The sequence below is a fragment of the Flavobacterium restrictum genome (genome assembly GCF_007097245.1).
Classification (GTDB): domain Bacteria; phylum Bacteroidota; class Bacteroidia; order Flavobacteriales; family Flavobacteriaceae; genus Flavobacterium; species Flavobacterium restrictum.
Window position 1 is genome coordinate 36,504 of sequence record NZ_VJZT01000017.1, and the last position, 17,521, is coordinate 54,024.

Sequence of the window (17,521 nt, forward strand, 5' to 3'; positions counted from 1 at the left end):
GGGGTGTACTTAACGTTATTTTTTGGGAATGGTGTCGCCTTCGAATTCTATAATATAAATATCTTCGCTGTCTTTTTTCATAAAGTATTTTTCACGAGCATATTTTTCTATTTGTTCTGGATTTTTGAGTTGCTTGATATGCTCTTTGTCTTTTTTGATTTCGTCTTGATAATACGTTTTGTTGTCTTCGAGTTCTTCTATTTGCTTGTCCAAAATACGGTGGTCAAAATAGGAGTAATTGTCTAAAAATAGCATCCAAACCAAAAAAAAGGATAAGACCCAAATGTATTTATTACTCAAGTGTTTGAACCATTTCTTGTCTTTATACGGGTTTTTCATTGGACTTTTAAATAGCAATTAGGAATAGTTTGATGGTAATTTGAGGTTAAATTTACGATAAATTATAATATCCTTTGGTTTATTACCGCACGAACTACATCGATGGCAACGGTGTTGAATTTATCGTTTGGAATGATGATATCCGCAAAGGCTTTGGTGGGTTCAATAAACTGTTGGTGCATGGGTTTAAGGGTGTTTTGATACCGATTCAAAACTTCGTCCATGTCTCTGCCACGCTCGGAAATATCTCTTTTCAAACGCCGAATCAATCGCTCATCTGAATCTGCATGAACATATATTTTGATATCAAAAAGTGCTCTCAATTCTGGATTTGTCAGGATCAAAATCCCTTCTACCAGCATCACTTTCCGGGGATGCGTGAGAATGGTGTCATCAGTCCGATTGTGTTTTATGAACGAATATACGGGTTGGTTGATGGCATTTCCTTTTTTTAGCTCCTGAAGATGCTCGACTAATAATTCAAAATCAATTGATCTAGGATGATCAAAATTAATATTAGATCGCTCTTCGTAACTTAAATTAGTTGTTTCCTTGTAATACGAATCTTGGGCAATTATGCCCACTTCGGCCTCGGGTAGTTCATTCATGATTTGATGCACTACGGTAGTTTTTCCGCATCCAGTTCCTCCAGCGATTCCTATTATTAACATTTGGGTTGTATTAAAATTGTGGTACAAAAATAGGAATTTTAAATCGAGCCACTTTTGTTTTGGCAACTTTTTATGTCTTTTTAAGCTTCCAATTGCTGTAACTTCTTTTTTTTTTTGTTTAAAAATGAATTACGTCCTTTATGGTATTTTGATTCAAAATGGTTTTGTGGGCTAGTTTTTTTTCAAAAAAAAAGAGCCTTACAAAGACTCTTTACTCATTATTTATTTTTCTTGGCTTTAATCATCATTTCCAATTGATCCCAAAGTTCTTCGGGGATGGCTTCGAGTAAATTGAATTGTCCTGCACCTTTTAACCATTCGCCACCGTCAATTACTATTACTTCGCCATTGACATACGCCGAAAAATCCGAAACCAAATACGCAGCTAGATTTGCTAATTCTTGATGGTCACCCACCCGTTTTAAGGGCACTTTTTTGGCCATATCAAATTTTTCGGCTAAATCTCCAGGTAATAATCGATCCCAAGCGCCTTTGGTTGGGAACGGGCCTGGTGCAATGGCATTGGTACGAATACCGTATTTTGCCCATTCAACCGCTAGACTTCGAGTCATGGCTAGTACGCCTGCTTTTGCAGTGGCACTTGGTACCACATAAGCGGATCCGGTCCATGCGTAAGTGGTCACTATATTTAATACTGTTGCCGATGTTTGTTTGGTATCAATCCAATGTTTTCCAAAAGCAAGGGTGCAGTTTTTAGAACCTTTGAGGACAATATCGATTACGGTGTCAAAAGCGTTAGCCGACAATCGCTCGGTTGGTGAAATAAAATTTCCAGCGGCATTGTTGAGTAAAACATCCACTTTGCCAAAGTTTTTTAAAACCTCCTGAAGCATGTTTTCTACTTCGTCATAATGACGCACATCACATTGAAGTGGCAAGCAAGTACCGCCTGTTTCGTTGGCTAATTCTTTGGCGGTATTTTGTAATTTTTCTATATCTCGGGAAGTAATGGCAACCTTTGCGCCCAATTCCAAGAAATATTTAGTCATTGCTTTGCCTAAACCGCTTCCGCCTCCTGTAACTACAATCACTTTGCCTTGTAGGGCATCGTCTCTCAACATTTTATCTGTATAACTCATAAGATTTTATTTTGGATGGTAAATATAATGAAATAAAATAGTATGCGCGCATAATAAAATGTTTTTTTACATTTTATGAATGATGAAAATAGTAGGTCGATTGTGTAAATCTACGGTTTCTTTTTTCCAAGCTGCGGCTCTTTTGGTTTTAATATATTCGGTCGGTAAGGTGATATCGGTGGCAATGCAAAGAAAGGTTTCGGGATGAATGGCTTGCAAAATATCCTCTACCATTTTGTTATTTCGATAGGGTGTTTCGATAAAAAGTTGGGATTGATTTTTGTCGTGAGACAGTTTTTCGAGATTTTTTAAAGCGGTTTTTTTTTCTCCTTTTTCTATTGGCAAATAGCCATTAAAAGTAAAACTTTGTCCATTCATTCCTGACGCCATCATGGCCAAAAGTATCGATGATGGTCCCACTAATGGTACTACTTGAATTCCTTTTTCGTGAGCTAGCTTAACAATTACAGCACCAGGATCGGCTACGCCAGGGCAACCCGCTTCACTCATTAAACCTACATTTTTGCCTTCTAACAAAGGTTTTATAAATTCTAAATGGGCTTTGGTTTCGGTATGTTTGTTTAAAACAAAAAGTACTAATTCCGATTGTTTTTTTTCGGGATGAACCCCTTTTATTGATTTTCGAGCCGTTTTTTCGTTTTCTACGATGTAATGGTCAATAAAGTCAATACTTCTTTTTATGGTTTGAGGCAACACATCCATTGGGTCGCAATCGCCCATGGTTGTTGGTATTAAATATAGTTTTCCTAAAGTAGTTTTCATTTTATTTTGGGTCTAAAAGGGATCGTTTTGTAAAGTAGGTAACCAAATGGCGGTTTAGCATTTTATAGTAGTTTTTAGTCCCTACGACTTGGATTTTAATTGACTTTATAAAATACGTCTTCTACAGCGATGTCTAAATCTGGAAAAAGTGGACTAGCAACATATTCGCCTTCTACCAGTGGTTTGAGTCCTATGTATTCGCCATTGCGAAGGGTATATATCAAAATTATTCGTTGTACAGGTTCTACTAACCAATATTCCTGTACTCCAGCTTCTAGATAGAGATTAAATTTGGTATGAATATCATGTTTGCTATTGTTAGGAGAAATGATTTCAACAATCAAATCAGGAACACCATTGCATCCTTTTTCGTCAATTTTGCTTTCATCACAAATTACACAGAGATCTGGTTGTACTACTGTGGTATCTTTTTTTGTTGATTTAATAGATAGCCGAACATCAAAAGGAGCTTCAAAAACACGACACGGTTTTCTTTTGAAATTATTATAAAAACAACCACCTAAATTATGAGATATGGCTTGGTGTTTAGAGCTTGGTGCAGGACTCATTTTTAAGATAAATCCTTTTATAAGCTCTACTCGTTCTTGAAACTGCCACAAAACATAATCAGCATAGGTGTAGGTTTTGGATAAATCTAAATCGGAAAAATGAGTTACTAGTGGCATAATAATTTTGTTTGAAACAAAGTTAGCTAAACCAAGCTAATTTAGGAATGGTTTGCCATCAATTTTTCGGCAATTACCTCGCAGGCTTCGTCTAGCATGCCGTAAATAATGTTGAATCCGTTGGTCAGTCCAAAATAAGGATCGGGAACATCTACGTTTTCATCTGGAAACAAAACATTCAAAATGAGTTGTACTTTGTTTTTTTGGATTTCATTTTCGGCCAATGCGATAACATTGTCATAATTAGAATTGTCCATGACGTAAATATAATCGAATTCTTCGAAATCTTTTTGGGTAAATTGTCGTCCTTTTTGATTGGAAATAGTCAATCCATTTTTTTTGGCTACTGCGATAGAACGCTCATCAGGTGCATGACCAATATGCCAAGAACCGGTTCCTGCCGAGTCAACTGTGAATTTGTCTTTTGGTAATTTTGAAGCAAGAATGCCTTCTGCCAACGGTGAACGGCAAATATTTCCCAAACAAACCATTAGGATTTTTATGGACATGAGGCGTTTAAAGCGTTAATTTAGAATTGATATCGTCGACAAATTTTTTGAATTGTTTGTCTGTAGCAACAAGATTATCCACGGTTTTACAAGCGTGTAATACGGTTGCATGGTCGCGATCGCCTATTTGAGACCCAATATTGGCTAACGAAGCTTTGGTAAATTTTTTGGCAAAAAACATCGCTAATTGTCGGGCTTGTACCACGTGTCGTTTTCTAGTTTTGGATTGTAAGGTTTCTAAATCCAATTGGAAATAATCCGAAACAATTTTTTGAATGTAGTCGATAGAAATTTCGCGTTTTACATTCTTCACAAATTTTTCGACAACGCTTTTGGCCAGTTCAATAGTGACTTCTTTTTTGTTGAAAGAGGATTGTGCAATCAAAGAAATAATAGCACCTTCTAGTTCCCGAACATTCGATTTGATATTGCGAGCAACATATTCGATGATTTCATCAGGGATTTCTACACCATCACGGTACAAAATATTCTTAAGGATCGAAATTCTAGTTTCGTAATCTGGTTGGTGCAACTCGGCTGATAATCCCCATTTGAAACGAGACAATAAGCGTTGCTCAATATCTTGCATGTCAACAGGGGCTTTGTCCGAGGTCAGGATAACTTGTTTACCGTTTTGATGCAAGTAGTTAAAAATGTGAAAAAACACATCTTGAGTTCCTGATTTTCCGGATAAAAACTGCACATCATCAATAATCAATACGTCAATTAATTGGTAAAAATGAATAAAATCATTTCTATTATTTTTCTTAACGGAATCAATGTATTGTTGGGTAAAAATTTCTGCCGAAATGTATAAAACGGTTTTTTCAGGGTATTTATCTTTGATTTCCACACCAATGGCGTGGGCTAAATGCGTTTTTCCTAATCCTACACCACCAAAAATCAATAAGGGATTAAAGGAGGTACCACCCGGTTTATTAGCAACTGCCATACCGGCTGAACGAGCCAGTCTATTGGAATCTCCTTCCAAGAAATTGTCAAAACTATAATTGGCATTTAATTGAGATTCGATTTTAAGATTGCGAATACCAGGAATTACAAAAGGATTTTTTAGTTCAGGATTCAAGTTTTTGAATGGTGCGTCCACTTCTTGGGGCTTCATAGGAACTCTATTGGCACTTGGTAATTGTTCCGTAAACGGTTGTTTGTTGCCATAAGTGTTCTCCATTTTAATTTTATAGAGTAACTTTGCATTTTTACCAAGTTCTTTTGTCAAGGCTACTTTTAATAATTTGACATAGTGTTCTTCCAACCATTCGTAGAAAAATTTACTAGGTACTTGAATATATAATGCATTATCGGTAAGTTCAACTGATTTGATTGGCTCGAACCAAGTCTTGTAAGCTTGATCCTGAATGTTGTCTTTTATAAAAGACAAACAGTTTTCCCATACTGATTGAGCAGTTTTGTTCATATATTCGGTTAAATTATTTTTATTGGCAATTTTTATCTTACAAAAAAAAGAGGGTAGATTTCGTTTTTTTCGGGGTAACAAAAGTGTGAATAATATTCTGTAAAAAAAAATAATTTTGGCAATAATTTTATAAAATATTGTTGTAAGGAGTGTTTTTTAATTTAAAATTTTTAATAAAAAAATAATGAGAGATCATCAAATTCAAGTACGTGTTCGCTATTCCGAAACCGATCAAATGGGAGTCGTTTATCATGGGAATTACATCCCTTATTTCGAAATAGGTAGGGTCGAATGGCTTAGAAACAAAGGGGTTTCGTATAAGAGTATGGAAGAAAGTGGAATTGCCTTGCCAATTGTTTCTATGACTATAAATTATAAAAAATCAGCTCGTTATGATGAGTTGTTAACGGTTCATACTAAATTTAAAAGTCAGTCCTCTGTGAAGATAGAATTTGATTGTGCTATATATAATGAATTGAATGAGTTATTAACAACTGCCCAGTTTATTTTGGTTTTTGTGTCCTTAAAAACGGGTCGTCCTACAGCTCCACCAGATTACATTTTGGAATTGTTAAAAACATTGGAATAAAGGTGTAATATCGTAAAATTTAAGGCTAATTATAGTTTTTTTATCTCTATTTCAAACATCAAATTGAAAGTGTCGAATACTATTTCGGCATTTTTTTTTCGTGTTTTGAGCTCAATTTTTCCAAAAGGAAACCCCGAATCAGCGTTTAATTCCATTTCTTGGGTCACAATGTCCAGCTTTTTTTCTTTGATTACCCGCATGACTTTATTCATATTTTTATAATCAAAAGTAACTGTAAAGTGTTCATCAATCGTTTTCTCTATGATTTCGCATTGCGCTAGGGTGAGTAGCGCAGTAGTTCTGTAGGCGGCAATCAATCCGCCAACGCCCAGTTTTACACCGCCAAAAATACGTACCACAACCACAAGCACATTGGTAACCAAAAAAGACTGAATTTGTCCATAAATAGGCATTCCTGCCGTATTGCTGGGTTCGCCATCGTCATTGGCTCGGTAGGAAACGGTTGCGGTCCCAATTTGGTACGCATAACAATAATGTCCCGCATTGGGATGAATTTTTTTGAGCTGTTCTAGAATGGGTTTTACGTCCTCTTCGGTTTGAATGGGGAATGCGTAACCAAAGAATTTACTGTTTTTTTCTTTGAATAACACTTCTTCCGATGGGAATGCTATGGTTTTAAAGGTGTCCATTTTTTTTGAGTCAAAAGTCAATTTCAATTTCAAAAGTCAATTTCAAAAGTTAAAAATCAAGCACAATTTCAAAAATTAATAGTGTAATTGTGAAGTGGTGCTTTTTTAAATTCGTTTACGCTTTGATTTTTACTATTATTAGTTGAAATTGATTTTCCTGTTTTCGTTTGAAATTGAAATTGAAATTGAAATTGATTTTTGGCATTATATCATTTTTTTATCAAATAAATCCACGACATCTTCCGTGCCTACCTGTAAATTCCAAACGTGAATGCCTAGGCTTTGAGCGGCATCGGTATTTTCTTTTTTGTCATCCACAAATAAGGTTCTTTTGGGCGATAATTCGTGTTTGTTTAGGACATAATTGTAAATGGCAACATCGGGTTTTCGCATGCCAATTTCGAACGAAAAATATACTTTTTCAAAGCATTGGTAAAAAGCACTGTAAAACGAAATCCCCACTTTTTGTTCAAAAGTCGTGATGTGAATCGCATCGGTATTGCTCAATAAAAACAAGCGGTATTTTTTGGAAAGCATTTGCAAAAACTCCAATCGGTACAGCGGAAAATCAAGCAATATGGCATTCCAAGCCACTAGAATTTCGTCGATTGTGGCGTTTGGCATTTGTTTTTTAAACCCATTTAGAAACCCTTCCTCGGAAATTTCGCCTTTTTCAAAAGCTAAATTTAGAGTGTTCAACTCATCATTCCATTCCTTCAATCCTAATTTTTGCAAGCCATCAAGGGTTGCTTGCTTGTCAAGATTGATAAAAATATCGCCAAAATCAAAAATTATTGTGTTAATCATGATTGCTAATTATTTGGAGTTCGTCGTCTAGAATGGTATGTTTTTGGGTATTGCCTTTGGGTACTTCTGGGGCTTTGATTCCTGTTTTAAATTCTTTTTTTCCAATAAAAACTCGTGCTTCATCCCAAATATTGGCTGCTAAAAAAGTATTTAGAAGTTGTGTTCCTCCCTCAATAAGCACCGATTGTATTTGGTACTGATACAACACCTCTAATATTTGTGGTACTGTATTTTGTTCAAAATCAATCGTTTCAAAGATAGTGTTTTCTTGGTTGAATAGTATTTCTTGCTTCGTAAAAATAATTGTTTGCGTCTGATTGTCAAATATATGACTTGATTTTGGGATTCTGTTATGCTGATCCAGCACCAACCGAATGGGATTTTTGCCGCTCCAATCCCGAGTATTTAATTTGGGATTGTCGTCAATTGCGGTTTGCGTTCCTACAAGAATCGCTTGCTCTTCGCTTCGCCATTTATGTACCAATTGCCTCGAAATGGGATTCGTAATCCAAACGGGTTTGATTTCATCCTTAACTAAAGGAGCAATAAATCCGTCTTGACTTTGTGCCCATTTTAGGATAATGTAGGGGCGTTTTTTTTCGTGAAAAGTAAAAAAGCGTTTGTTGCTTTCGTAACAATCCGCTTCGAGTACCCCAACGGTCACCCGTGTGCCCGATTCCCGTAGTTTTTGAATCCCTTTTCCAGCTACTTTTATATTCGTGTCTAGAATGCCCACCACCACATTTGGGATTTTGTATTGAATAATCAAATCGCAACAAGGCGGTGTTTTGCCAAAATGACTGCACGGTTCCAAACTCACATAAAGGGTAGCTTTCTCGAGCAACGTTTTGTCTTTGACTGCGTTTATGGCATTCACTTCGGCGTGTGATCCGCCATAAGGAGCCGTGTAGCCTTCGCCAATAATACAATCGTCAACAACAATTACGGCGCCAACAGAAGGATTGGGCATGGAGGCTGGCAACCCATTTCGGGCTAATTCCAGGCAGCGTTTCATGTATTTTTCGGGACTATTCATGGTACAAAAATACTATTTTTGAGTATCACATTTAGTTTCATTTCTTTGGAAAATAACAATAAACTATTTCTATTTTTGTAGGGCACTAAACACGAGTGAAAAGTATGGAAAATGCAGTCATTAGAAAAATAAAAAAAGAAGACAACCAAGCTGTTGCACAATTAATTCGGGATGTTTTTGATGAATTAAATATTCCAAAAGTGGGCACTGCTTATGAAGATCCGTATTTGGATTTGATGTTTGAGGAGTATAGCAAACCAAAATCGGTTTATTTTGTGGTTGAAAAAGAGGGAATAATTATTGGATCGGCTGGAATTGCACCGCTAGAAAACGAGGAGGAGAGCATTTGTGAGTTGCAAAAAATGTATTTTTTGCCCCAAACTCGTGGATTAGGAATTGGTAGCCAAATGATGGCTATTTGTTTACAAGCTGCAAAAGATTTTGGTTTTCAGAAATGTTATCTCGAGACGATGCCATTTATGCACGCCGCTCAAAAATTGTACAAAAAATCAGGTTTCAAATCCATTTGTTCGCCTATGGGAAGCACAGGGCATACGAGTTGCCCAGTGTGGATGATTAAAGAGCTGTAGCATTTAGTTGTGGCTAGTTTGCCAAAAAAAATCGTAGAAAATAGAAATTAATAAAAAAAATATGATTGCATTATACATAAATTGGAATTTTGACTCTGAAATAATTAACATTTTTGGGTTTCCATTAAAATATTACGGTCTTTTATTTGGTTGTGGTTTACTTTTAAGCACTTATATCCTAAAAGGAATTTACAAAAAAGAAAACTTAAAAGATAATGCACATAAAGCATTGTTTGTATATGGAATAATTGGAATTTTTGTTGGGGCTAGACTTGGACATTGTTTATTTTATGACTTTGAATATTATTCGAAAAATATTTTAGAAATGTTTTTACCAATAAAAATAAATCAAATTGGAGAAATAAAATTTGTTGGTTATAGCGGATTAGCAAGCCACGGGGGAACAATTGGACTAATTATTTCACTTTATTTATATTCAAAAAAATACGAAATAAAATATCTTAAAATACTTGATTTAATTGCAATAGTTGCACCACTTGGAGCAACATTTATTAGACTTGCTAATTTAATGAACTCGGAAATGATTGGTAATCCAACTACAATGCCTTGGGCATTTATTTTCAGGAAAGTTGACAATATACCAAGACACCCAGCCCAACTTTATGAAGCAATCGCATATTTAATAATTTTCATTATAGTTTTTACAGTTTACAAAACTGCAAGCATAAAGCTAGGAAATGGTTTTTTGTTTGGTTTAGCAATAACTTTAATTTTTACAATGAGAATTTTAATCGAGTTTGTAAAAATAAATCAAGTGGAATTTGAAGATGGAATGAAATTAAATATGGGACAAATATTAAGTATTCCATTTGTAATAATCGGAATGTATTTTATGGAAAAAAATTTAATTAACAAAGAAACGGAACAAAAAACCAGCCACTAACCGCCGTTTGGCAATATGGTGGGTATAGGCTTAATTTGAAAATGGTTTTGTACTTGTGACATTAGTGATTTACCGAAAGTTTATGCTTCCTTAATCCGATACATCGCCAAGCAGTCAAGCGGTTTACTAGAAATACAATACAAGGATAACTGCAAATTACACCAAGTAACATTTCTTAAAATCATTTTAATTTCTGCTTAAAAAATATGCGCACAAGCCGCAATAGCAGTACAAAAAAACATAGAAATCAAGGATTTGATTTCTGACAAGAAAGTAAAACATGAAAATAAAACACTATAAATCTCAATTTATTCAAGAACTCACGCCAATTTACGATGCTGGCGAGGCCGAAAGTTTTTTCTATTTAATTTTGGAACAAAAACAGCAGTTAAAGCGAATTGATTTGGCTTTGAATCCTGAATTGTGTTTTTCGGAGGCCGAGATTACGGTTTGGAATTCGATTTTAGAAGCTTTAAAACAAGAAATTCCAGTGCAATATGTACTCGGTACAACTAGTTTTTATGGATTGGATTTTGAAGTCAATCCAGCAGTTTTGATTCCAAGACCCGAAACCGAAGAGCTGGTAGCATGGATTATTGAAAGTCAAAAGGGAAGAGCTAAAACTGAAAAATTAAAAATCCTAGATATTGGTACTGGGAGCGGTTGCATCGCTATTGCGCTAGCCAAAAACCTTACTAATGCGGCTGTTTTTGCCATTGATGTCTCGGAATTGGCATTGGCAACAGCCCAAAAAAACGCAGGCAACAATGCGGTAAACGTTACTTTTCTTTCCAAAAATATTCTGGAAACCGATGATTTAGAACAAGAATTTCAAATTATCGTTTCGAATCCGCCGTACGTACGCCATTTAGAAAAAGTAGCAATCAAGAAAAATGTTTTGGACTACGAACCGCATTTGGCTCTTTTTGTAGGCGATGATGATGCGCTTGTTTTTTATAAAAAAATAGCCCAATTAGCCCAAATCAATCTCTCGAAAAAGGGACAATTGTTTTTCGAAATCAATCAGTATTTAGGAAAAGAAACGGTTGATTTACTTGAAAAAATGAATTTCAAAAACATTCAATTAAAACAAGATATTTATGGGAACGACAGGATGATTAGCGCCTATTTTTGATTATTTTTAGCTATTTTTTTAGTAAAAACACAAAAAAAAGATTGCTAAATCCTACTTTACTCATAACGCAAGGCTTCAATTGGATCTAATTTTGCCGCTTTAATCGCAGGATACAATCCAGAGACTATGGCGACTATAAAACTAGTCAAAAAAGCCGCAACTATCGCTCCCCAAGGAATGACAAATGAAAAGTTTATAGCAGTAGCAATAACAAATCCAATTAAGATTCCAAAAATTATTCCAACCAAACCGCCCAATTGCCCAATAAGCAAGGTTTCTATAAAAAACTGAAAAGCAATAGTTGTTTTCTTGGCGCCCAATGCTTTACGAACCCCAATTTCTCTCGTGCGTTCTGTAACCGAAACAATCATGATATTCATCAACGCAATAGAGGAACCCAATACGGTAATGATCCCAATCAGCCAGGAAGCCATGCCTAAATATTGTGTAATCCCTAAAATTCTATTAATCAAATCATCGCTGCGCACTACTGCAAAATTGTTGTCCTTAATAGGAGTCAATTTACGCACCCGGCGCATGGTACTATTCGCATTGTCAATCGCTTGATCCAGCAATTCTTTTTTGGCTACCATTATGCTCATGGTGTAATTGATATTGGGCGTGCTAAACAAGGAACGCGCCACTTGTATGGGAATCAAAACCCTTAAATCTTGGCTATTACCAAACGTAGATCCTTTCTCTTTCAGGGCACCAATCACTCTAAATTTTGCCCCGCGAATCGAAATTGTTTTGTCAATTGGGTTAATATCTTTCAACAATCCTTTTTGAAAATCGGATCCTACAATACACACAAAAGCGTTGTTTGCAATATCAAATCCAGTAAAATTCCTGCCCAAACTCAACTCTAGACCAGAGTTGGTAATAAAATGTTCGTCGACACCTACAATGGTATTTTCGGGATCTGTTTTGGTGGCGAGGTATTTAATTTCGGCGGTTGAAGTAGCCGAAAATGACAGCGAAGTCTCCGTAAAAGGATAATTGTATTTGTTCTTGAAAGCAACAGCTTCAGGATACGAAATAATAGGATTTATAATTTCGCGTTCCTCACCACCCCGTCTTCTAGAGGTGTTTTCGTATTGATTGATGTTAAAAGTATTGGCACCCATCGAAGCAAAATCCGATGAAATCGTATTCTCCAGTGCCGAAACCACCGTCAAAATAGCCACCAAGGACGTAATACCAATGGCAATAATCAAAACCGTGAGGATGGTTCGCAACAATTGTGTTCGGATAGAACCCAATGCAATTCGGATATTTTCTTTGAATAATTTAAACATAGTGGCTATTTGACACGAAAATACAATTTTTGTTACAAGTTTGTTTTCCTAAAACAATAATTTATTTTTTCAGGAGCTATTTCCAGCTTTCCATTACAAGTCCTCCCTCAAAAAACTATTTTTATATGCCCTAAAAGGAGCTTCCTTTGGTCGCTCTTTTAGGACAAGAAAAATTAGTTTTTTTCAGTCCGAGCTTTCCATTGCAATCTGGGCTGGGGATCTCATTAATAAAAGAACCCTTTTTTTAACGAAATTATTTTAAAAATTGGATATTTGCAAAACGAAATAGGAAGTTAGCGAGTAGGAATAAAAAGCAGCAATGCTTACATTTTTTTGACCGCTACCTTTTGACCTATAACTTCTAACTTAAAAAAATGGCATCCAAACCCAGTATTCCCAAAGGAACTAGAGATTTTTCACCAACCGAGGTGGCAAAAAGACAGTACATTATACAGATTATAAAAAGCAATTTCGAGAAATTTGGTTTTCAACCCATCGAAACGCCATCCTTCGAAAACTCCGAAACCCTGATGGGAAAATACGGAGAGGAAGGCGACCGTTTGATTTTCAAAATATTAAATTCAGGCGATTATTTAGCCAAAGCCAATACTACCCATTTAGACGCTAAAGACAGCACGAAATTAACGGCAAGCATCTCCGAGAAAGCCTTGCGTTACGACCTAACCGTGCCTTTTGCACGATACGTAGTGCAACATCAAAACGATATTGAGTTCCCCTTTAAACGCTACCAAATCCAACCTGTTTGGCGTGCTGATCGCCCACAAAAAGGACGTTTTAGAGAGTTTTTTCAGTGCGATGCTGATGTTGTTGGGTCGCAATCCTTGTGGCAAGAAGTAGAACTAGTACAATTGTATGATACCGTTTTTACCGCTTTGGGTTTACAGGGTGTGACTATTAAAATCAATAATCGCAAAATATTATCTGGAATTGCACAAGTTATTGGCGCATCGGATAAGTTGATTGATTTTACTGTTGCCCTAGACAAACTCGATAAAATAGGCGAGGATGGCGTAAAAAAGGAAATGATAGAAAAAGGAATATCCGAAGAGGCGATTCTAAAAGTGCAACCGCTTTTTAATTTCACAGGAACCATTTCCCAGAAAATAGAACAACTCTCTACATTACTTGCTACATCTACCGAGGGAATGAAAGGAGTAGAAGAACTTCGTTTTATATGTGATAACGTATCAAAACTGGGTTTGAATACCGCTGTTTTAGACCTTGATGTTACCCTTGCAAGAGGATTAAATTATTATACAGGTGCAATTTTTGAAGTCGCTCCGCCCCGAGAAGTGGCTATGGGTTCCATAGGTGGTGGCGGTCGTTACGATGATTTAACGGGGATTTTTGGACTCAAGAATATGAGTGGTGTGGGAATTTCTTTTGGTTTAGACCGCATTTATTTGGTGGTCGAGGAGCTGAATTTGTTTCCTGAAACCGTTACCGCTACTTCCAAAGCATTGTTTCTCAATTATGGCAATTCCGAAGCCTTGTATGCTTTGCAAGCCATTCAAAAACTTCGTGCGGCGGGTATAAAAGTAGAGTTGTATCCGGATGCTACAAAAGTGGTCAAACAATTCCAACATGCTGATAAACGAAAAATAACCTATGCCGTACTTGTAGGTGAACAAGAAATGGCTTCCAATACTTTTTCGTTAAAAAATCTAGTTTCTGGAGAACAGGTTTCGTTAGATTTTGAAGGTTTAAAAAAGGCTTTGTTGTAAACTCAAAATAGTAAGACACAAAAAAAGCTTCGTTATCATAACGAAGCTTTTTTTAATATAAGGCAATAGTGAATTAATAATTATGTAGAAACAAACCTTAAGTTCTTTTTTGAATAATACTGGTTTTGTTTAAAAACCAAAACAAATTTACTCAAACTATTTCGTGATAGTCTTAAAATTTTATTAAAGTTTTACACAAAATAAAGTTGCTCGTTTCTCCCTTTTTTTAAAGGTAAAAATAGAATATTAGCAACAATGCTATACCGACTTTAGGAAACTATGACAATTTGACATTTTATAAGATTTGGCAGTACTTTTGCAATCCAAAAAAAGAATCAAAAAAAGATGTTTAAGAATTTTTTTAAAAATAAAAGCAATATGACTACTGAAAATACAGAGTTCGATCAAGAAATAGATGAAGTGACATTAGAAAATAATGCCAATGGAGAACAAATTATTATTGAAGAATTAAGTGTAGAAGAGCAATTAGCACAAGATTTGGCCAAAGAAAAAGATAAGTTTTTACGCTTGTTTGCTGAATTTGAAAACTACAAACGTAGAACTACAAAGGAACGTATCGAATTGTTTAAAACTGCCAATCAAGAGGTGTTGTTATCCATGCTTCCAGTTTTGGATGATTTTGACAGAGCCATGGTCGAAATCAATAAATCGCAAGATGAGTTGTTGACAAAAGGAGTGGAGTTAATTCATGAAAAGTTAAAAAATGCTTTGGTTTCCAAAGGGTTAGAACAAGTAGACGTAAAAGCTGGAGACGCATTTGATGCTGATTTTGCTGAAGCAATTACGCAAATTCCTGCTGCATCTGATGCGATGAAAGGAAAAATTGTAGATGTTCTTGAAAAAGGATACAAATTGGGCGAAAAAATAATTCGTTTCCCAAAAGTGGTTATTGGACAATAATTTAGAATTCGTTACGGCACACGTCCTAACGCATAAAGCACTATACTGAAAATGAAAAATGATTTTTACGAAATATTAGGTGTCACTAAAGGCGCTTCTGAAGCGGAAATAAAAAAAGCCTACCGAAAAAAAGCCTTGGAGTTTCATCCTGATAAAAACCCAGATAATCCAGCAGCCGAGGAGAAATTTAAACTAGCTGCCGAAGCGTATGAGGTTTTGAGTGATCCAGCCAAGAAAGCCAAGTATGATCAATACGGTCACCAAGCTTTTGATGGTTCTGGTGGTTTTGGTGGTGGCGGTCACGGTGGCATGAATATGGATGATATATTCAGTCAGTTTGGCGATATTTTTGGTGGAGGCGGTTTTGGAGGATTTGGCGGCGGCTCACAACAACAGCGTCGTGCCAAAGGGAGCAACCTTCGCATCAAAGTAAAACTGACTCTCGAGGAAGTGGCGAATGGTGTAGAGAAAAAAGTTAAAGTAAAACGCAAGGTTCAAGCACCCGGAGTTTCGTATAAAACCTGTTCTACCTGTAATGGTCAGGGGCAAGTAATGCGAGTGACCAATACTATTTTGGGCAGAATGCAATCGGCTTCAACGTGTCCTTCTTGTGGGGGTTCAGGACAAATTTTAGATAAAAAACCAGCCAATGCGGATTCCCAAGGAATGATTCTTGAGGACGAAACCGTTTCTATCAAAATTCCTGCAGGAGTTGTTGATGGCATGCAATTAAAAGTGTCCAATAAAGGAAATGATGCCCCAGGCAATAGTATTCCTGGTGATTTAATTGTGGCAATCGAGGAATTGGAACACGAATTCTTGAAACGCGAAGGAGAAAATTTACACTACGATTTATACATCAGTTTTGCCGAGGCGGTTCTGGGGATTTCCAAAGATATCGAAGCCGTAAACGGAAAAGTACGTATCAAATTAGAAGAAGGAATTCAGTCCGGTAAAATTTTGCGATTGAAAGGAAAAGGAATTCCAAGCATTAACGGATACGGAAGTGGCGATTTGCTGGTTCATGTAAACGTTTGGACGCCAAAGACTTTGAATAAGGAACAAAAACAGTTTTTTGAAAACGCTTTGTCCGATGAAAATTTTATTCCAAATCCTGAAAAATCAGATAAATCGTTTTTTGAGAAAGTAAAAGATATGTTTTCGTAACATAAAATTATAATTTTTGATTAACGTTATTTTTAAAACCTATTCTTGATTCTACAAGAATAGGTTTTTTTATAGCATCACTGTTAGTGAAATTATTTAAAATACGAACTTTACAAACAGTAATGGTTTTGTGTAACAATTTCCCTATTTAGCTACTAATTCCTTACTTTTACACCAATTAAAATAGCAACATGAGTACCATTCTTGAAGTCAATAAAGTTGTAAAGCAATACGGAGATTATGTGGCGCTAAACGAGGTTTCGTTAACCGTTCCCAAAGGAAGTATTTACGGACTTTTGGGACCCAATGGCGCAGGCAAAACCTCGCTAATTAGAATCATCAACCAAATTACTTTGCCAGATAGTGGTGAAATAATTCTGGATGGCGAAAAACTACAACCCAAACACATACAATACATAGGCTACCTTCCCGAAGAACGTGGGCTATACAAAACCATGAAAGTAGGCGAACAATGTTTGTATCTCGCCCAAATGAAAGGACTCTCTAAAGCCGAAGCCAAAATTCAACTCGATTATTGGTTCGAAAGATTGGATATTAAAGAATGGTGGAACAAGAAAATTCAAGAATTATCCAAAGGAATGGCACAAAAAATTCAATTTGTTGTTTGCGTTTTGCACCAACCTAAATTGTTGATTTTTGACGAACCTTTTTCTGGTTTTGATCCCGTTAATGCTAATTTAATAAAAGATGAAATCTTGGCTCTCAAAGAACAAGGTGCGACCATTATTTTTTCGACACATCGAATGGAAAGTGTCGAAGAGTTGTGCGATCACATTGCGCTAATTCATCAGTCGAATAAATTGATTGAGGGCAAGTTAGAGGATGTAAAACGCCAATACAAAACCAATACCTTTGAAGTAGGAATTCTATCGGATAGCGTAGAAGGGTTAATGTATGATTTGACTCAAAAATTCACCGTGGGTCAAGCTAATTTCAAGTCGCTCAACAACGAGCTAAAGCTTGAAATTCAGTTGGGTACAGCTGCGCCAAACGAGTTGTTACATATTCTCACGCAACGGGGTCAAGTCACTCATTTTCTAGAAAAGATACCAAGCGTAAACGATATTTTTATTCAAACGGTTAGCCCGTAAATTTAGAATTTAGATTGAAAATCTAGTACAAAATATAAAATCAT

The 17,521-nt window shown here is 36.0% G+C and carries 19 protein-coding genes; 8 read left to right on the forward strand and 11 right to left on the reverse strand.

The window, feature by feature from the left end; translation table 11 throughout:
- Positions 1-15: 15 nt before the first annotated feature.
- From FNW21_RS13925 to dnaA, 7 genes are all read right to left on the reverse strand, one after another.
- Positions 16-339 carry an FtsB family cell division protein gene (locus FNW21_RS13925; RefSeq protein WP_144257362.1) on the reverse strand — a complete coding sequence of 108 codons (324 nt, stop codon included), beginning with the start codon at positions 337-339 and terminating at the stop codon, positions 16-18.
- Positions 340-401: 62 nt separating this feature from the next.
- On the reverse strand, positions 402-1,010 hold the full coding sequence (gene udk, locus FNW21_RS13930) for a uridine kinase (protein ID WP_144257363.1): 609 nt from the start codon (positions 1,008-1,010) through the stop codon (positions 402-404).
- 218 nt (positions 1,011-1,228) lie between these two features.
- Positions 1,229-2,110 carry an SDR family oxidoreductase gene (locus tag FNW21_RS13935; protein WP_185963938.1) on the reverse strand — a complete coding sequence of 294 codons (882 nt, stop codon included), beginning with the start codon at positions 2,108-2,110 and terminating at the stop codon, positions 1,229-1,231.
- Between the two features lie 66 nt (positions 2,111-2,176).
- Positions 2,177-2,893, reverse strand: a complete 717-nt coding sequence (locus tag FNW21_RS13940) for an SAM-dependent methyltransferase (RefSeq protein WP_144257364.1) — start codon at positions 2,891-2,893, stop codon at positions 2,177-2,179.
- A gap of 95 nt (positions 2,894-2,988) precedes the next feature.
- Positions 2,989-3,579, reverse strand: coding sequence for a Uma2 family endonuclease (locus tag FNW21_RS13945; protein WP_144257365.1), 591 nt, complete (start codon positions 3,577-3,579; stop codon positions 2,989-2,991).
- 41 nt (positions 3,580-3,620) lie between these two features.
- On the reverse strand, positions 3,621-4,088 hold the full coding sequence (locus tag FNW21_RS13950; RefSeq protein ID WP_144257366.1) for a low molecular weight protein-tyrosine-phosphatase: 468 nt from the start codon (positions 4,086-4,088) through the stop codon (positions 3,621-3,623).
- A gap of 7 nt (positions 4,089-4,095) precedes the next feature.
- Positions 4,096-5,523 (reverse strand): chromosomal replication initiator protein DnaA, encoded by a 1,428-nt coding sequence (gene dnaA / locus FNW21_RS13955; RefSeq protein ID WP_144257367.1) that lies wholly within the window; start codon positions 5,521-5,523, stop codon positions 4,096-4,098.
- 184 nt (positions 5,524-5,707) lie between these two features.
- On the opposite strand from dnaA, the gene FNW21_RS13960 reads away from it, so the two are divergent.
- Positions 5,708-6,112, forward strand: a complete 405-nt coding sequence (locus FNW21_RS13960; RefSeq protein ID WP_144257368.1) for an acyl-CoA thioesterase — start codon at positions 5,708-5,710, stop codon at positions 6,110-6,112.
- A 29-nt stretch (positions 6,113-6,141) separates the two neighbouring features.
- Here FNW21_RS13960 and FNW21_RS13965 read toward each other — a convergent pair whose 3' ends face one another.
- From FNW21_RS13965 to ribD, 3 genes are all read right to left on the reverse strand, one after another.
- Positions 6,142-6,762 (reverse strand): IMPACT family protein, encoded by a 621-nt coding sequence (locus tag FNW21_RS13965; protein WP_144257369.1) that lies wholly within the window; start codon positions 6,760-6,762, stop codon positions 6,142-6,144.
- Between the two features lie 204 nt (positions 6,763-6,966).
- Positions 6,967-7,569: an HAD family hydrolase gene (locus FNW21_RS13970; RefSeq protein WP_144257370.1), complete on the reverse strand. Its 603-nt coding sequence runs from the start codon at positions 7,567-7,569 to the stop codon at positions 6,967-6,969.
- The gene (ribD, locus tag FNW21_RS13975; protein ID WP_144257371.1) at positions 7,562-8,605 is read right to left on the reverse strand and encodes a bifunctional diaminohydroxyphosphoribosylaminopyrimidine deaminase/5-amino-6-(5-phosphoribosylamino)uracil reductase RibD; all 1,044 of its coding nucleotides are present in this window, start codon (positions 8,603-8,605) and stop codon (positions 7,562-7,564) included. Before ribD ends, FNW21_RS13970 begins: the two co-directional genes overlap by 8 nt.
- Before the next feature lie 104 nt (positions 8,606-8,709).
- Between ribD and FNW21_RS13980 the strand changes: the two genes are divergently transcribed.
- The 3 genes from FNW21_RS13980 (at position 8,710) to prmC (ending at position 11,234) form a co-directional block, all read left to right on the forward strand.
- The gene (locus FNW21_RS13980; protein ID WP_144257372.1) at positions 8,710-9,195 is read left to right on the forward strand and encodes a GNAT family N-acetyltransferase; all 486 of its coding nucleotides are present in this window, start codon (positions 8,710-8,712) and stop codon (positions 9,193-9,195) included.
- Between the two features lie 61 nt (positions 9,196-9,256).
- Entirely contained in the window at positions 9,257-10,099 is an 843-nt protein-coding gene (gene lgt, locus FNW21_RS13985; RefSeq protein ID WP_144257373.1) for a prolipoprotein diacylglyceryl transferase, read from the forward strand.
- A 280-nt stretch (positions 10,100-10,379) separates the two neighbouring features.
- The gene (prmC, locus tag FNW21_RS13990; protein WP_144257374.1) at positions 10,380-11,234 is read left to right on the forward strand and encodes a peptide chain release factor N(5)-glutamine methyltransferase; all 855 of its coding nucleotides are present in this window, start codon (positions 10,380-10,382) and stop codon (positions 11,232-11,234) included.
- Positions 11,235-11,290: 56 nt separating this feature from the next.
- On the opposite strand, the gene FNW21_RS13995 is transcribed toward prmC, so the two are convergent.
- Entirely contained in the window at positions 11,291-12,532 is a 1,242-nt protein-coding gene (locus FNW21_RS13995; protein WP_144257375.1) for an ABC transporter permease, read from the reverse strand.
- Positions 12,533-12,906: 374 nt separating this feature from the next.
- On the opposite strand from FNW21_RS13995, the gene hisS reads away from it, so the two are divergent.
- The 4 genes from hisS to FNW21_RS14015 all read left to right on the forward strand — a co-directional run bounded on the left by hisS (position 12,907) and on the right by FNW21_RS14015 (position 17,477).
- The gene (gene hisS / locus FNW21_RS14000; protein WP_144257376.1) at positions 12,907-14,277 is read left to right on the forward strand and encodes a histidine--tRNA ligase; all 1,371 of its coding nucleotides are present in this window, start codon (positions 12,907-12,909) and stop codon (positions 14,275-14,277) included.
- Positions 14,278-14,622: 345 nt separating this feature from the next.
- The gene (locus FNW21_RS14005; protein WP_144257377.1) at positions 14,623-15,198 is read left to right on the forward strand and encodes a nucleotide exchange factor GrpE; all 576 of its coding nucleotides are present in this window, start codon (positions 14,623-14,625) and stop codon (positions 15,196-15,198) included.
- A gap of 51 nt (positions 15,199-15,249) precedes the next feature.
- Complete coding sequence (dnaJ, locus tag FNW21_RS14010) at positions 15,250-16,365, forward strand: molecular chaperone DnaJ (RefSeq protein ID WP_144257378.1); 1,116 nt, start codon at positions 15,250-15,252, stop codon at positions 16,363-16,365.
- A 191-nt stretch (positions 16,366-16,556) separates the two neighbouring features.
- Positions 16,557-17,477: an ABC transporter ATP-binding protein gene (locus FNW21_RS14015; RefSeq protein ID WP_144257379.1), complete on the forward strand. Its 921-nt coding sequence runs from the start codon at positions 16,557-16,559 to the stop codon at positions 17,475-17,477.
- Positions 17,478-17,521: the final 44 nt, after the last annotated feature.

Coding starts and splice junctions, on each gene's coding strand:
- FNW21_RS14015 (WP_144257379.1), top strand. CDS start 16,557: ATGAGTACCATTCTTGAAGTCAATAAAGTTGTAAAGCAATACGGAGAT.
- FNW21_RS13960 (WP_144257368.1), top strand. CDS start 5,708: ATGAGAGATCATCAAATTCAAGTACGTGTTCGCTATTCCGAAACCGAT.
- dnaA (WP_144257367.1), bottom strand. CDS start 5,523: ATGAACAAAACTGCTCAATCAGTATGGGAAAACTGTTTGTCTTTTATA.
- FNW21_RS13925 (WP_144257362.1), bottom strand. CDS start 339: ATGAAAAACCCGTATAAAGACAAGAAATGGTTCAAACACTTGAGTAAT.
- prmC (WP_144257374.1), top strand. CDS start 10,380: ATGAAAATAAAACACTATAAATCTCAATTTATTCAAGAACTCACGCCA.
- FNW21_RS14005 (WP_144257377.1), top strand. CDS start 14,623: ATGTTTAAGAATTTTTTTAAAAATAAAAGCAATATGACTACTGAAAAT.
- FNW21_RS13995 (WP_144257375.1), bottom strand. CDS start 12,532: ATGTTTAAATTATTCAAAGAAAATATCCGAATTGCATTGGGTTCTATC.
- ribD (WP_144257371.1), bottom strand. CDS start 8,605: ATGAATAGTCCCGAAAAATACATGAAACGCTGCCTGGAATTAGCCCGA.
- udk (WP_144257363.1), bottom strand. CDS start 1,010: ATGTTAATAATAGGAATCGCTGGAGGAACTGGATGCGGAAAAACTACC.
- dnaJ (WP_144257378.1), top strand. CDS start 15,250: ATGAAAAATGATTTTTACGAAATATTAGGTGTCACTAAAGGCGCTTCT.
- FNW21_RS13965 (WP_144257369.1), bottom strand. CDS start 6,762: ATGGACACCTTTAAAACCATAGCATTCCCATCGGAAGAAGTGTTATTC.
- FNW21_RS13935 (WP_185963938.1), bottom strand. CDS start 2,110: ATGAGTTATACAGATAAAATGTTGAGAGACGATGCCCTACAAGGCAAA.
- lgt (WP_144257373.1), top strand. CDS start 9,257: ATGATTGCATTATACATAAATTGGAATTTTGACTCTGAAATAATTAAC.
- FNW21_RS13940 (WP_144257364.1), bottom strand. CDS start 2,893: ATGAAAACTACTTTAGGAAAACTATATTTAATACCAACAACCATGGGC.
- FNW21_RS13945 (WP_144257365.1), bottom strand. CDS start 3,579: ATGCCACTAGTAACTCATTTTTCCGATTTAGATTTATCCAAAACCTAC.
- hisS (WP_144257376.1), top strand. CDS start 12,907: ATGGCATCCAAACCCAGTATTCCCAAAGGAACTAGAGATTTTTCACCA.
- FNW21_RS13970 (WP_144257370.1), bottom strand. CDS start 7,569: ATGATTAACACAATAATTTTTGATTTTGGCGATATTTTTATCAATCTT.
- FNW21_RS13950 (WP_144257366.1), bottom strand. CDS start 4,088: ATGTCCATAAAAATCCTAATGGTTTGTTTGGGAAATATTTGCCGTTCA.
- FNW21_RS13980 (WP_144257372.1), top strand. CDS start 8,710: ATGGAAAATGCAGTCATTAGAAAAATAAAAAAAGAAGACAACCAAGCT.